Origin of the sequence: Anaerococcus sp. HMSC065G05 (assembly GCF_001812365.1) — a bacterium.
GTDB lineage: Bacteria > Bacillota > Clostridia > Tissierellales > Peptoniphilaceae > Anaerococcus > Anaerococcus vaginalis.
In genome coordinates, this window is record NZ_KV808707.1 from 1 (window position 1) to 13,144 (window position 13,144).

Sequence of the window (13,144 nt, forward strand, 5' to 3'; positions counted from 1 at the left end):
TTTTTCATCTACTTTGTCTACAGTCTGACTGCTCTTTATTGAGCAGTTTTTATTTTTTATAACTTATATCTGAAAATTTCTAAAAAAATAAGGCTGTTATTTCTAACAACCCTATTTTTTAATTTTATTTAATTATTATCTTTCAACTACTAGAGCTGTTCCCATTCCTCCACCTATACAAAGTGTAGCAAGACCTTTTTTAGAATCTCTTTTTTCCATTTCGTATAATAGTGTTGTAAGAATTCTTGCTCCAGATCCTCCGATTGGGTGACCTATCGCAATTGCTCCACCGTTTACATTTGTTTTTTCTGGATCAAAGCCCATTTCATTTCTTACAGCGTATGATTGAGCTGCGAAAGCTTCGTTTGATTCAACTAAGTCAAGATCTTCAACTTTCCATCCAGCTTTTTCAAGAGCTTTTTTACTTGATGGAATTGGACCTGTTCCCATAACTTCTGGATCAACTCCTGCAGATGCATAGCTTACGATTGTAGCTAATGGTTTAACGCCTAATTCTTTAGCTTTTTCTTCACTCATAACTACAAGACAAGCTGCTCCATCGTTAATTCCTGATGCGTTAGCTGCTGTAACTGTACCATCTTTTATAAATGCTGGTCTTAATTTAGAAATTCCTTCTTGTGTTACACCGTCTCTGATATATTCATCATCTTCAACAACTGTAACATTTCCTTTTCTATCTTTAATTTCTACTGGAGCGATTTCATCTTTAAATCTTCCTTCAGCACGAGCCTTGCTTGCTCTTTGTTGGCTTACTGCTGCAAGATCGTCTTGCATTTCTCTTGTGATTCCATATTTTTCAGCTACATTTTCAGCTGTAACTCCCATGTGGTAGTCATTATAAACATCCCAAAGACCATCAGTAATCATTTCGTCAACAAATTTTTTGTTGCCCATTCTAGCTCCCCATCTAGATTCATTAGATAAGAATGGAGCGTTTGACATACTTTCAGCACCACCTGCTAAAACAACGTCAACATCTCCTGCTAAAATCATTTGAGCTGCAAGTGAAACAGTTCTAAGTCCTGATCCACAAACTTTATTAATTGTCATTGCAGGTGTTGTTATTGGGATTCCTGCTCCTAATGAAATTTGTCTTGCAACGTTTTGTCCAAGTCCTGCTTGTAAAACGCATCCTAAAACAGTTTCTTCAACATCTTCTGGTTTAATTCCAGCTCTTTCGATAGCTGCTTTAGCTGCAACAACGCCCAAATCAACTGCGCTTTGTGATTTTAAAGCTCCACCAAAACTTCCTACTGGAGTTCTAGCTGCACTTGCAATTACTACTTTTCTTGTCATAATTTCCCCTTTCGATTTTATATCTGATAAATTGTTATCTTAACTTACAATACGATTATAACATGTAGTTAAAAATTTATCAAACATTTTCTAATATTTTTTATTTGGATTTTGAAATCCTTTTTCTAATATTTTTACTTACAATAAAAATATACAGAATAAAAAAATAATTGCAAAAAATTTCTAATAAAAAACATCCAAAAATTAATTTGGATGCAAAAATTTATTTATTTTTATTTAATTTTAAATATAGGCTAGTTAGGATAATTATAAGAATTAGAGGAATTATCCATGGAAAATCTACAATATTTAAGGAGATAACTTGTATAATTTTTTTCAATACTGATTCTAAACCAACTAACAAAGAAACATTTACATTAAACATTTCTTTTAAAATGTCTATCAAACTTACTAGAGCATCCATAAATGAAACTATTGTTACCACAATAAAAGAATTTCTAATTACTAATTTATCGAGAGAATTTTTCCCAATCAAATTAAATACTACTAAAACAATTGCTAAAGGATACACAAATTGTAAAAATGGTCCTGTAAGCTTTACTATTGATTCCACTCCAAGAACAGATAATAATAAAGACACTAAAGCTATTGCTATTGCAAGAAAACTATAATTGAATTTATTTTTAGAAAATTCTGCGAATATATTGGAAATTGATGAAATCAAGCCTACAGATGTTGTAAAACATGCCATAATAATTGCGACTAATAAAACAAATTTCCCCTTATCTCCAAGAATTTTTTCTGAAATATAATTTAATAAAATAACTCTTGAATCTGTATCAATACTTGTTGAGGCACTTGCTCCCAAAAATGTAAGTGAAATATATACAAAAGCAAGTCCTATAACTGCAATCAATGATGCTTGAATAGTCTTTTTTAATAATTGATTTTTATAGCCTTTTTTTATCACGCTTTCTACAATTATTGGTGTAAATGCAAGGGCTGCCAAAGCATCCATTGTATTATATCCTTCAAGCATTGAATCAGAAAATATTTTACTTAAATCTATATTAATTTCTTTTATTTGTCCAATTGGATTTAACATACCAACAATTATCATTATAAATAAAGAAATTAATAAAAGTGGCGTCAAAAATTTTCCAATTAAATCTACAACAGAATTTTTTGCCAAAGACAAAAACAATGATAATCCAAAAAATATTAAAGTAAAGACCCAAATATTTACATTAAAGCCTGCTGATTGTACCATCTCAAAACTTGTAGCTGCAGTTCTTGGAATTGCTCCTAAAGGTCCAATACAAAGAGCAATAATTAAAACTATTGCTTTTGAAAGCCTATCTCCTGCAAGTGAAGTAAAAGTAAAAATATTTCCTTGCCTTTTTGCCATACTAACTACAGCAAGTAAAGTTAATCCCACTCCTACAATTGTAAAGGCAATAGATGCCAATAACCACTTATCTCCATAAGTATATCCCAACATTGGTGGAAAAATTAAATTCCCCGCTCCAAAAAACATTGCAAATAATGCAAATCCTATTACTAAAATATCCATAACTCCTCCTTAAAGCTGTACTTTTATATTTTACCATTTTTTTGATTACTTATTAAGTCTTTTTTTAAGTTTTTTACAAATTTTTAATTATTTTCTTTAAATTTAAATATTTTTATTTTAGAATTATATTTATTTATAAATTTGAAAACATTTTATTATGAATTTTTATAAGATTTGACATATATTTCTAATGAAATAAGTAAAATTATCCATTTTTTAAAAAGCCATTTTTGACGAAAAAAATAGGAGATTTCTCTCCTATTTATATGATTCTATAAATTTTTTGTCATCTTCTGTCAAAGAAAAATTATTTTGGTCAGTTATTATTTCTGCTCCTTCTTTTCTTATGACAAGTTGGTGTTCAAATTGTGAACAAACGGAACCATCTTTTGTTCTTGCTGTCCATCCATTTGAATCCATTTTTGATTTCCAATCGCCAACTGCTATCATTGGCTCAATTGTAAATACCATATTTTCTTCTATTCTAGGACCAAATCCTTTTTTTCCATAATGTGGAACTTGTGGATCTTCGTGCATTTCTTTTCCAATTCCATGACCTATAAAGTCCCTTATAACTGAAAAGCCATTTTCGCCCTCAACGTATTGTTGAATTGCATAACCTATATCTCCAATTCTGTTTCCTGGTTTTGCAGCTTCAATTCCTTTGTAAAGAGCTTTTAAATTAACATCAACTAACTTTTCATTTTCTTCACTCAATTTTCCAATTTTATAAGTCCAACAAGAATCTGCAAGTCCTCCATTGTAATCTATAACATTATCAATTGAAACTACATCGCCTTCTTTAAGTACATAATCAGAAGGAAATCCGTGACAAATTTCATCATTTACAGATATGCAAAGTGTATATGGAAATCCTTGATAGCCTAATTGGGCAGGTCTTGCATTTTTGTGTTTTATAAATTTATTTGCAAAATCGTCAAGAAATTTTGTTGTTATTCCAGCTCTTATTACTTCTTTTATGGCAAGGTGTGTTTGGCAAAGAATTTCTGAAGCCCCATACATTTTTTCTATATCATTTTCTGTATAAAGTCTTATCATTAAAATTCCTTAAAATTTTATAATTCTTTTTGAGCAATAAATTGGTATTTTGAGCCGTCTAATTTTGGTTCAACTTCCCAAATTGAGTTTATTGATATTTCTTTTGTTAATTGATCAAAATAATACATTACAATTCCTGCATCAACTAAATTTGCTTCGTCTTTGTAATCTTCTAAATATAAATTTACAAAATTATCTTTTAAAACAAATCTCCATGGTTGTGAATTGTATGATGATGGTGCAAATCTTAAATATGAGAATAAATCATCAAGTCCTCTTTGAGAAAGCTCTTCTACACTTGCTTTGTGATCTAAATCATCAATAAATACAAATTCATTTATTCCTTTTCTATCATCGTATCTGTGTTCTCTAATTTCTTGTTTTGTAGCTTCGCCAATTGCAAGAATTGACATAATTTTTCCCTCAGCATTTACAAAAGCTGATTTTAAAATATCATCGCTTACTCCGCTTACTGTAATGTAGCAAGAAGCTAGTCCTAGTTCAGATAATTTAGTAATTAATTCTTCAAGACCATAAGCTCCTTTAACAAGGGCAGATTTGCTATCATTTGTAATATCAAGTGCAACATACAAAGGCGCTTTTATCATAACTCCCTTGTAGCCAGCGTTTCCTTTTAATTTAAAATAAACTTCTTCTCCCTTATTATTTACTTGGTAATGAAGATCCTTTTCACCAAATTTATTTTCTAATTCTCTTGTAATTTGGTAAATCTTTTTAATTTTTTCATCATCTACTTTTTCATCTTTAAAATCTCTAGTAGAAGTTCTTGTTTTTAAAAAATTTGTAGTTAACATAATTCCTCCCGTTTTAAATATTATACCTTAAATAGTAAGTTAATAAATAAATTTATTAAATCCTCTATAATTAAATCCTTATACTTATATGATAAAATATAAATATGAAATTTACAAGCAAACAATTACAGGCTGCAAAACATTTGGATGGTCCTCTTTTGGTTTTGGCAATTCCAGGTTCTGGAAAAACTACCATGCTTTTAGAAAGAATAAAATTTTTGTCAGAACATATTGATTCGTCAAAAATTTTAAATTTAACTTTTTCTAGAATCCAAGCTGATGATATGAAAAAAAGATTTGATAGCAAGGATTCAAATTTTATGACTATTCACGCTTTTTGCTATCTTATAATTAGAAATTATTTAAAAAAATATAATAAACAAGTAAATCTAATAGAAGATGAGAAAATTTACAATAAATTTAATCTTGTTGGAGAAATTTATAAAAATATTAATAAGAAAAAAATATCCAAAGAAGATTTAAATTTATTTTTTCAAAAAGTATCTTTTATGAAAAATTCTCTCCTAGATATTTCCTATCTAGAAAATGTTGAAATTTCTAATGCAGATAGAATTTATTTGGAATATGAAAAAATAAAAAAACAAAAGCACCTTCTAGATTTTGATGATATGCAAGTTTATGCCTTAGAATTATTAAATGATGAGTCTTTATTAAGATCAATAAAAAATAAATATAAATATTTTCAACTTGATGAAGGTCAAGACACTTCCCTCTTACAATTTAAAATTTTAGAAAAAATTGTATATCCAGAAAATAATCTTCTAGTAGTAGCTGATGATGACCAATCTATTTATTCTTTTAGGGCAGCAGATCCAAAGTATCTTTTAAATTTTAAAGAAATTTATAAGGATGCAAAAATAATTAGTCTTGATACAAACCATAGGTCCGGGAAAAAAATCATTTCATTGGCAAGTTATTTTATAGCTCAAAACAAAAATAGGTATAAAAAAACCTATAAGCTAGGTAGGGACTTTGATGACCAGATAAAATTAAAAGAGTTTAAGAATTTTACCAAGCAATATGACTATATAACTGAAAATTTAGATAATAAAAAAACTGGTATTTTATTTAGAAATAATATTTCTGCTATCTCTCTAAGTTCTTATTTATTAGATAAAAATATTGATTTTTCTATAAATTCAAATATTTTAGATTTTTTTGAATCAAAAATTTTTACCGATATGGTTAATATAATTAATTTCTCTGAAGATTTTGATAATGTAGAAATTTTCTCAGATATTTACTATAAGATTTCAACTTATCTTTCTAAAGATGATATTGAATCTTTATCCCATAAGGCAATAAATGAAAATGTTTTTGAATTTTATGAAAATAGAGACATTGAAGATTACAAAAAGGATGCACTTTTTAATATTGAGAAAAAATTAAAACATCTTAGAAAGCTTAAGCTTGAAAAGAAAATTTCTTTCATCTACAAAAGTCTATCTTATAATTCTTATATAAATATGAAAAGCAGAAAATATATGGAAGAAACCGTAAATAAGGATATTTATATAGAAAGTCTCAGATACTTTACTAAATCATGTAAATCTTTAGATGAAGTTTATGAAAAGATAAAAATTTTAGAAAAAAAATCCAAATCTTTAATAAAGACAAATTTATCTTTAACTACCATCCATTCTTCTAAGGGATTAGAATATGATAAGGTCTTTATAATTGATTTGATAAAAAATGAATTTCCACTAATCATGGATGAAGAAAATTATTTTGAAAGACTAGAAGAAGAAAGAAGAATTTTTTATGTAGGTCTTACTAGGGCAAGAGATAGCCTATATATTTTAACTTTAAAAAATAGAAATAATAAAAAAGTTTATCCTTCAAAGTTTTACACTACAAGTTTGGATATATTAAAAAATAAGCCCTGAGCTTTAGCTCAAGGCTTTTATATTGAAATTTTATCTAAGATTCCATTTAGATAGGCTATAACAATTCCATAATTTGTCATAGGAATATTTTTTTCTTTAGCTTGTTTGATTCTTTCCATCACATATTTCTTATTAAACATACAAGCCCCACATTGGATTATTAGGTCATATTTTTCAATATTTTCAAAATCTTCTCCCCTTTGAAAGTCGATTTCTATATCCTTGTATCTTTTTTTCAAAAGTTTTGGAATTTTAACTGTTCCTATATCCTCAGATATTGGTGGATGTGAGCACGCTTCTGCAATTAGTATGTTTTTTGCACCATGGTCAAGTTTTTTTACTGATTCTATATAATAATTTATATCAGCCTTAAAGGCTGAAAATAAAACAGAAAATGAAGTGAGCCTTATGCCCTTATCCAAAATATTATAAACTTCTTTAAAATATTGAGAGTCTGTTATAACAAGGTCTGGCTTTTTATTAAATGAATTTAGGGTGTTTTCTAAATTTTTAAGATTTGTAGAAACTGCAATTGCATTTTTATCTATAATTTCCCTAATAGTCATAACTTGAGGTTTGATAAGCCTATATTTTGGAGCCTCAGCATCTTGAGGAATAACCAACAAAACTAAATCATTTTCTTTTACAAGAGATTTTGTTATAGAATTATCTTCAATTTTGTAGGTGGATTTAATCTTATCAAAAAATTTCTCCCTGTCATGATTATTTTTTATATTTATAGCTAGTGGAGAAAAATCTTTAAATTTTTCTAGCAAATCATTTCCAATTTCTAAATCCTGCTTAGTAGCTATAAAAATTATCTTGTCATATTTTTCCTTTAAAGCATAAATTTCTTTAATTTCATCATCTATTGAGAGAAAATAAAGCAAAATATCAGCCTTTTCTATGGCTTTTTTAGTTTTTTCTATTCTTTTTTCATATAAATTTGTATCATCATCAAATCCTGCTGTATCAAAAAATAAAACCGGACCAAAATCATGAATTTCCATAGATTTTTTTATAGGATCTGTTGTAGTTCCCTTTTGACTTGAAACAATAGAAACATCTTGATCACTTATAAAATTTAAAAATGAAGATTTTCCAGAATTAGTCTTACCCAATAAGGCAAGGCTAAGTCTTTCTGAGTTATATGCTATCATACGTGAATATCTCTTTTACCATCCCTAATCTCATCAAGCCATTTTTTTGTATTAGCACGAAGGTCTGGGTTTTGAATTTTTTCTATTTCCCTACTTATTAAGGCCCTACCATCTTTTCTAGTTTTTTCACTTGCATAGTCTGTCAAATATTCATCCAAGGTAAGAATGGCGTTTGGTTGGCACATATTTCCAATTCCATGATCTTTTACAATTTTCATAAAATCTTTTCCAACCCTACCTTCTCTGTAGCAAGCTGTACAAAATGATGGTAAATAATTCATATTTAATAACCAATCAACAACTTCATCCAAGGTCCTGTTATCAGCAAGTTCAAATTGGTTAGATCCTTCAACATCTCCAATATCTTCTGAATAACCACCTACCGTAGTTTTTGATCCTCCAGAAATTTGGCTTATTCCAAGATCCAATACTTTTTCTCTAACTTTTTTAGATTCTCTTGTAGATATTATCATTCCTGTATAAGGAACAGCAAGTCTAAGACAAGCTACGATTTTTTCAAACATTTCATCACTCAACGAATTGTCAAATTCATTAGGGTCTATATCATCTGCTGGTTGAACCCTTGGAACAGAAATCGTATGTGGTCCACAATTAAATCTAGTCTCCAAGTGTTCAGCATGCATTAAAAGACCAACAAATTCATACTCATAAGATTGAAGACCAAACAAAACTCCACAACCAACATCATTAATTCCAGCACTCATTGCCCTATCCATAGATTCTGTATGATAATCATAATCGTGTTTTGGACCTGTTGGGTGAAGCAATTCATAATTTTTCTTATTATAGGTTTCTTGGAATAAAATATATGTACCAATTTCTGCGTCCAATAATTTTTTATAATTTTCTTCAGTTGTTGCTGCTATATTTACATTAACCCTTCTTATAGATCCATTTTTGTGTTTGATTGAATAAATTGTTTTGATTGATTCTAATACATATTCAATTGGATTATTTACTGGATCTTCACCAGTTTCAAGAGCTAGTCTTTTATGTCCTAAATCTTGAAGTGCAATCACTTCTTTTCTTATTTCATCTTGACTCAATTTTCTTCTTGGAATTGTTTTATTTTTTGCATGATATGGGCAATACAAACAACCATTTACACAATAATTTGACAGGTATAAAGGTGCAAACAAAACTATCCTATTTCCATAAAATTTTTCCTTTAATTTTTTTGCCAATGAAAAAATTTCTTCATTTAAATCTTCTTCTTGACAAGAAAGCAAAACAAAGGCTTCTCTGTGACTAAGTCCGTGAGCTTTTTTTGCCTTTTCTAATATTTCTTTAATTAATTTCCTGTCATTTTTATGATCCCTTCCATAATCTAATGATTCAAGAATTTCTTCATGATTGATAAATTCTTCTGCATTTTTTGACTTCACATCATATTTTGCCATTTCTTTCTCCTTTAAGATTTAAAAACCACCCTAATAAGGATGGTTTTGTTAAGTTTTATATTCAGCTTTAAATTTTTCCACTAAATTTTATAAGTTTTTCAAAGAATTATTAGATAAATTTCATTTAAAAACTTATCTCTATTTCTTTTTATATTATATCACAAATTATCTAGAAATTTCTAATATAATTAAATTTCTCTTCTATCTTCCAAAGCTCTTTCCAATGTCAATTGGTCAAAATATTCTAAATTTGAGCCCACAGGAATTCCTGATGCTATTTTTGATACCTTTACATTTTTTCCTTCTAATAAATGTGCCAAAAATAAGCTAGTTGTTTCTCCTTCTATCGTTGACGAAATAGCTAAAATAACTTCTTTTATATCTTCCTTATCAATCCTATCCAATAGTTTATCGATTGATAAGTCTTCAGCTTTTACATTATCAGAAGGAGAAATAAGACCGCCCAAAATATGATATTTTCCATGATATACTGAGGATTTTTCAATTGCATATAAGTTTCTTACATCTTCTATTACACAAATTGTATTTTCTTCTCTCGAAATATCTTTGCAAATTCCACAAATTTCATCTTCAGTTAAATTTCCACAAATTTTACAAGGATGAATTTTGGATTTTACTTCTAATAAAGATTCGGAAAATTCTTCTACGCTTTCTAAATCTCTTCCAACAATACTCATAGCAAGTCTTTCTGCACTTTTTTTGCCGATAGTTGGTAACTTTTGAAATTGTTCTATTAATTTATTTAAACTTTCAGGATATAAACTCATTACATTAGTCCAGGAATATTAATATTTCCTGTTAATTTTCCCATTTCTTTTTGACTATATTCATCTGCTTTTTTCAAAGCATCATTTATTGCTGCAACAACAAGATCTTCTAACATTTCTGTATCTTCAGGATCTACAACATCTTCATCAATTTTAATTTTGACAACTTCTTTTTTTCCATTAACAACAGCTTCTATTACTCCACCACCAGCTGTTGAAGAAAATTCTTTTTCTTCAATTTCTTGTTGGGTTCTTGCCATTTCTTGTTGCATTTTTTGTACTTTTTTCATCATACTATTCATATTTCCGCCGCCTGGGAATCCGCCTCTTGCCATTTTTTACTCCTTTATTCTTCAATTATTAAATTATTTCCAAAAACTTTTTCTAGTTTTTTCATCACATCATCATTCGAATCATTTTTTGATTCTCTTATACTATTATTCTTGTTAGATTTTTTTTTGTCAATACTTGATACCTTTATGGTAAAATCTCTTCCACTTACATTTTTTAAAATTTCTTTAATTTTTGCTTTTGAGCCCTCTAAAAATTGATAATATAAATTATTAGTAAAATAAATTGTAAAAATGTCACCATTTATGTCATAATTAAATCCTTCATCCCTTATCCAAACTTTTAGAATTGGCGAACAAGATGATGTAAATTCATTTAAAAAAATATTTTCTTCTTCCTTATCTAAACTTATATTTTCAAATGTTTTTTCACTTTTTATGTCTTCATTATCACTATGCTTATTTTCAAAATTTTCTTCAATCTTATTATCAATTTCTTTATTTTCTATATCCTTATTTTTTTCTTCAAATATTTTTTCATTTTCATCAAACTTTTCAATATTTTTTTCTTCTTTTTTTTTCATAATCTAGGCTAGGATTAGAATTTTTTATAAAATTATTCAGATTAATATTTTCAAATTTTTTATCTACTAATTTATTTATAATATCTATTGAATTTGAAGAATTATTTTCTTCTAATTTTTTTAATCTTGATAAAATATTTTCATCATCTTTTAAATTAATTAGCCTTAAAATCGCCATTTCCATAAGCAAGGCTGAATTATCAGATATTTTCATCCTATTTGAATAATCATTTAAAATTTCCAAGTAAGATACTAGCCTATCAGATGAGATTTTTTCTATTTTTTCCTTTATCAAATCCAAATAATCTAAATTTTCAATATATTTTTGATTTTGACTTGTCTTATAAATCATAATATCTCTAAAATATCCTACAAGCCCATCTAAAATATCCTTATCATCTTTGTTATTATTTCTTAAATCAAAAAGCAAGTCCAAGGAATCTTTTTGATTATATGAAATTATATTAGCTATTAATTTATCCAAGGATTCAAAATCAACAAGCCCCAAAATGTTTTCTACATCTTTCAATGTAAAATTATTTTTGTCAATTGATAAAACTTGATCTAAAATCGAAAGAGCATCTCTCATAGCACCCTTTGCTTTTTTTACAATAAGCTCTTTTGCCTCTTGTTCGATTGTAATATTTCTATCGGATAAGATTATATCAATTTGTTTGATTATATCTTCTCTACCAATTTTGTTAAATTCAAATTTTTGAACTCTAGACAAAATGGTCTTTGGAATTTTTTCAATTTCTGTTGTTGCTAGAATAAAAACCAAATGACTTGGTGGCTCTTCCATAATTTTTAATAGGGCATTAAAAGCCTCTCTTGTAATCATGTGAGCCTCGTCAATAATATAAACCTTGTATTTTAAATTATTTGGTGGATAAACAACTGTTTCTTTTAAATTTCTAATATCGTCAATTCTTCTATTGCTTGCTGCATCCATTTCAACAACATCCATTGTTGATTCTTCTTCTATTGATTTACAATTTTCACATTCCCCACAAGGCGATGAGTCGATTGGATTAAGGCAATTAATTGCCTTAGCAAAAATTTTTGCACAAGTTGTCTTTCCGCATCCTCTCTCTCCTGCAAATAAATATGCATGAGATATTTGCCCAGACTTAACTTGATTTTTTAAAACATTTACAACCCTATCTTGTCCCAAAACATCAGAAAATTTTTGGGGTCTATATTCTCTATATAAAGCTTTTGCCATAATAATTCCTTTCCCTAAAGATTATACCATAGTGAAAATATTTTTTTAATTTTTAAATTGATTTGAAATTTTTCATTTTTAAAGTATAGTTTTAATCTGTAAGCATGGAGAGCTGTCCGAGTGGCTTAAGGAGCACGATTGGAAATCGTGTATACATTGATAGTGTATCAAGGGTTCAAATCCCTTGCTCTCCGCCATGCACTAGATGGGGAGTTAGCGGTGCCTTGTAACCTGCAATCCGCTATAGCAGGATTGAATTCCCAAGTTAGGATTTTAAAATATATAGTCTGCCTTAAATAAGTGGTGTTGATTGATGGGTCTTACGCAATAGGAAACTATGAACCATGTCAGGACGGGAACGTAGCAGCATTAAGTAGATCTTCTTATGTGCCGTAAGGTCACCTATCATGAGCTGGCTGTTTGAGTAACGTATAGATTTTAATTTACGAGCTTGGGTGTGCTTACATAATATACTCTATAATGCCTTTTGTTTTGACAAAAGGCTATTTTTTAAGAAGGAGTAAAAATGATTGGAGAAAATCTAAAAAAATTATTTAATCAACCTACGGCAAACATTATAACTCCGGCTAGCGAAGTTGCAGTTGTTAGAGAAAATGATACACTTTTACATGCGATTATTGTTTTATCAAATAGGTCTTATCAAACAATTCCTGTTCTCGATGAAAATGACAGAGTTAGAGGTCTTATTTCTATTTCAAAAATTGTAATTTCATCAGAAGATGTAACATTTTTTAATGAAGATATACTAACGCAAACAAAAGTTAGTGAAGTTATGGACCAAATTGTTCCAATATTATTTGATGATTCTGATCTTGAGGATGTTTTAAGACTTATAATAAATAATAATTTTATATGTATAACTCATAGAAATGGATATTTTGTTGGAATAATTACAAGAAAAACTATTTTGGAAAGATTTACAAATATAGCTCATAATTTAGAAAATGAGTACAAATTAATTAAGAAATTATAAAAAAGGGAGAAATTTTCTCCCTTCAGACTGTAGACAAAGTAGATGAAAAA

10 protein-coding genes, 1 tRNA gene, 1 other RNA gene and 1 pseudogene are annotated in these 13,144 nt (G+C 28.2%); 4 read left to right on the forward strand and 9 right to left on the reverse strand.

Going from position 1 to position 13,144, the window contains the following annotated elements:
- Positions 1–135 precede the first annotated feature (135 nt).
- From HMPREF2852_RS05345 to HMPREF2852_RS05360, 4 genes are all read right to left on the reverse strand, one after another.
- Positions 136–1,317 carry an acetyl-CoA C-acetyltransferase gene (locus tag HMPREF2852_RS05345; RefSeq protein WP_070606440.1) on the reverse strand — a complete coding sequence of 394 codons (1,182 nt, stop codon included), beginning with the start codon at positions 1,315–1,317 and terminating at the stop codon, positions 136–138.
- A 223-nt stretch (positions 1,318–1,540) separates the two neighbouring features.
- Complete coding sequence (gene brnQ, locus HMPREF2852_RS05350; protein WP_070606442.1) at positions 1,541–2,851, reverse strand: branched-chain amino acid transport system II carrier protein; 1,311 nt, start codon at positions 2,849–2,851, stop codon at positions 1,541–1,543.
- A 258-nt stretch (positions 2,852–3,109) separates the two neighbouring features.
- Complete coding sequence (gene map / locus HMPREF2852_RS05355; RefSeq protein ID WP_070606444.1) at positions 3,110–3,910, reverse strand: type I methionyl aminopeptidase; 801 nt, start codon at positions 3,908–3,910, stop codon at positions 3,110–3,112.
- A gap of 17 nt (positions 3,911–3,927) precedes the next feature.
- A complete protein-coding gene (locus HMPREF2852_RS05360) occupies positions 3,928–4,725 on the reverse strand; it encodes a nitroreductase family protein (RefSeq protein ID WP_070606447.1) in 798 nt (265 codons plus the stop codon).
- A 104-nt stretch (positions 4,726–4,829) separates the two neighbouring features.
- Here HMPREF2852_RS05360 and HMPREF2852_RS05365 point away from each other — a divergent pair, with 104 nt between their 5' ends.
- Positions 4,830–6,632, forward strand: a complete 1,803-nt coding sequence (locus HMPREF2852_RS05365; protein WP_070606450.1) for an ATP-dependent helicase — start codon at positions 4,830–4,832, stop codon at positions 6,630–6,632.
- A gap of 17 nt (positions 6,633–6,649) precedes the next feature.
- Here HMPREF2852_RS05365 and hydF read toward each other — a convergent pair whose 3' ends face one another.
- The 5 genes and pseudogenes from hydF to dnaX form a co-directional block, all read right to left on the reverse strand.
- A complete protein-coding gene (hydF, locus tag HMPREF2852_RS05370) occupies positions 6,650–7,792 on the reverse strand; it encodes a [FeFe] hydrogenase H-cluster maturation GTPase HydF (protein ID WP_070606453.1) in 1,143 nt (380 codons plus the stop codon).
- On the reverse strand, positions 7,789–9,213 hold the full coding sequence (gene hydG, locus HMPREF2852_RS05375) for a [FeFe] hydrogenase H-cluster radical SAM maturase HydG (RefSeq protein ID WP_070606456.1): 1,425 nt from the start codon (positions 9,211–9,213) through the stop codon (positions 7,789–7,791). The genes hydF and hydG overlap by 4 nt, the downstream gene beginning before the upstream one ends.
- Before the next feature lie 188 nt (positions 9,214–9,401).
- Positions 9,402–10,001 carry a recombination mediator RecR gene (recR, locus tag HMPREF2852_RS05380; RefSeq protein ID WP_070606458.1) on the reverse strand — a complete coding sequence of 200 codons (600 nt, stop codon included), beginning with the start codon at positions 9,999–10,001 and terminating at the stop codon, positions 9,402–9,404.
- Positions 10,001–10,336, reverse strand: coding sequence for a YbaB/EbfC family nucleoid-associated protein (locus tag HMPREF2852_RS05385; RefSeq protein ID WP_019117574.1), 336 nt, complete (start codon positions 10,334–10,336; stop codon positions 10,001–10,003). The genes recR and HMPREF2852_RS05385 overlap by 1 nt, the downstream gene beginning before the upstream one ends.
- Positions 10,337–10,347: 11 nt before the next feature.
- A pseudogene (gene dnaX, locus HMPREF2852_RS05390) lies at positions 10,348–12,100 on the reverse strand (DNA polymerase III subunit gamma/tau).
- Between the two features lie 106 nt (positions 12,101–12,206).
- Here dnaX and HMPREF2852_RS05395 point away from each other — a divergent pair.
- From HMPREF2852_RS05395 to cbpB, 3 genes are all read left to right on the forward strand, one after another.
- Positions 12,207–12,297 (forward strand) — tRNA-Ser (locus tag HMPREF2852_RS05395).
- An RNA gene (gene ffs / locus HMPREF2852_RS05400) (signal recognition particle sRNA large type) lies at positions 12,297–12,563 on the forward strand. The genes HMPREF2852_RS05395 and ffs overlap by 1 nt, the downstream gene beginning before the upstream one ends.
- A gap of 63 nt (positions 12,564–12,626) precedes the next feature.
- Entirely contained in the window at positions 12,627–13,094 is a 468-nt protein-coding gene (gene cbpB, locus HMPREF2852_RS05405) for a cyclic-di-AMP-binding protein CbpB (protein ID WP_019117572.1), read from the forward strand.
- The last annotated feature ends 50 nt before the right edge of the window (positions 13,095–13,144 follow it).

What these genes read in the sequence shown, in the direction of transcription:
- HMPREF2852_RS05385 (WP_019117574.1), bottom strand. Translation starts at nt 10,336, where the DNA reads ATGGCAAGAGGCGGATTCCCAGGCGGCGGAAATATGAATAGTATGATG.
- hydG (WP_070606456.1), bottom strand. Translation starts at nt 9,213, where the DNA reads ATGGCAAAATATGATGTGAAGTCAAAAAATGCAGAAGAATTTATCAAT.
- recR (WP_070606458.1), bottom strand. Translation starts at nt 10,001, where the DNA reads ATGAGTTTATATCCTGAAAGTTTAAATAAATTAATAGAACAATTTCAA.
- HMPREF2852_RS05365 (WP_070606450.1), top strand. Translation starts at nt 4,830, where the DNA reads ATGAAATTTACAAGCAAACAATTACAGGCTGCAAAACATTTGGATGGT.
- HMPREF2852_RS05345 (WP_070606440.1), bottom strand. Translation starts at nt 1,317, where the DNA reads ATGACAAGAAAAGTAGTAATTGCAAGTGCAGCTAGAACTCCAGTAGGA.
- cbpB (WP_019117572.1), top strand. Translation starts at nt 12,627, where the DNA reads ATGATTGGAGAAAATCTAAAAAAATTATTTAATCAACCTACGGCAAAC.
- HMPREF2852_RS05360 (WP_070606447.1), bottom strand. Translation starts at nt 4,725, where the DNA reads ATGTTAACTACAAATTTTTTAAAAACAAGAACTTCTACTAGAGATTTT.
- brnQ (WP_070606442.1), bottom strand. Translation starts at nt 2,851, where the DNA reads ATGGATATTTTAGTAATAGGATTTGCATTATTTGCAATGTTTTTTGGA.
- map (WP_070606444.1), bottom strand. Translation starts at nt 3,910, where the DNA reads ATGATAAGACTTTATACAGAAAATGATATAGAAAAAATGTATGGGGCT.
- hydF (WP_070606453.1), bottom strand. Translation starts at nt 7,792, where the DNA reads ATGATAGCATATAACTCAGAAAGACTTAGCCTTGCCTTATTGGGTAAG.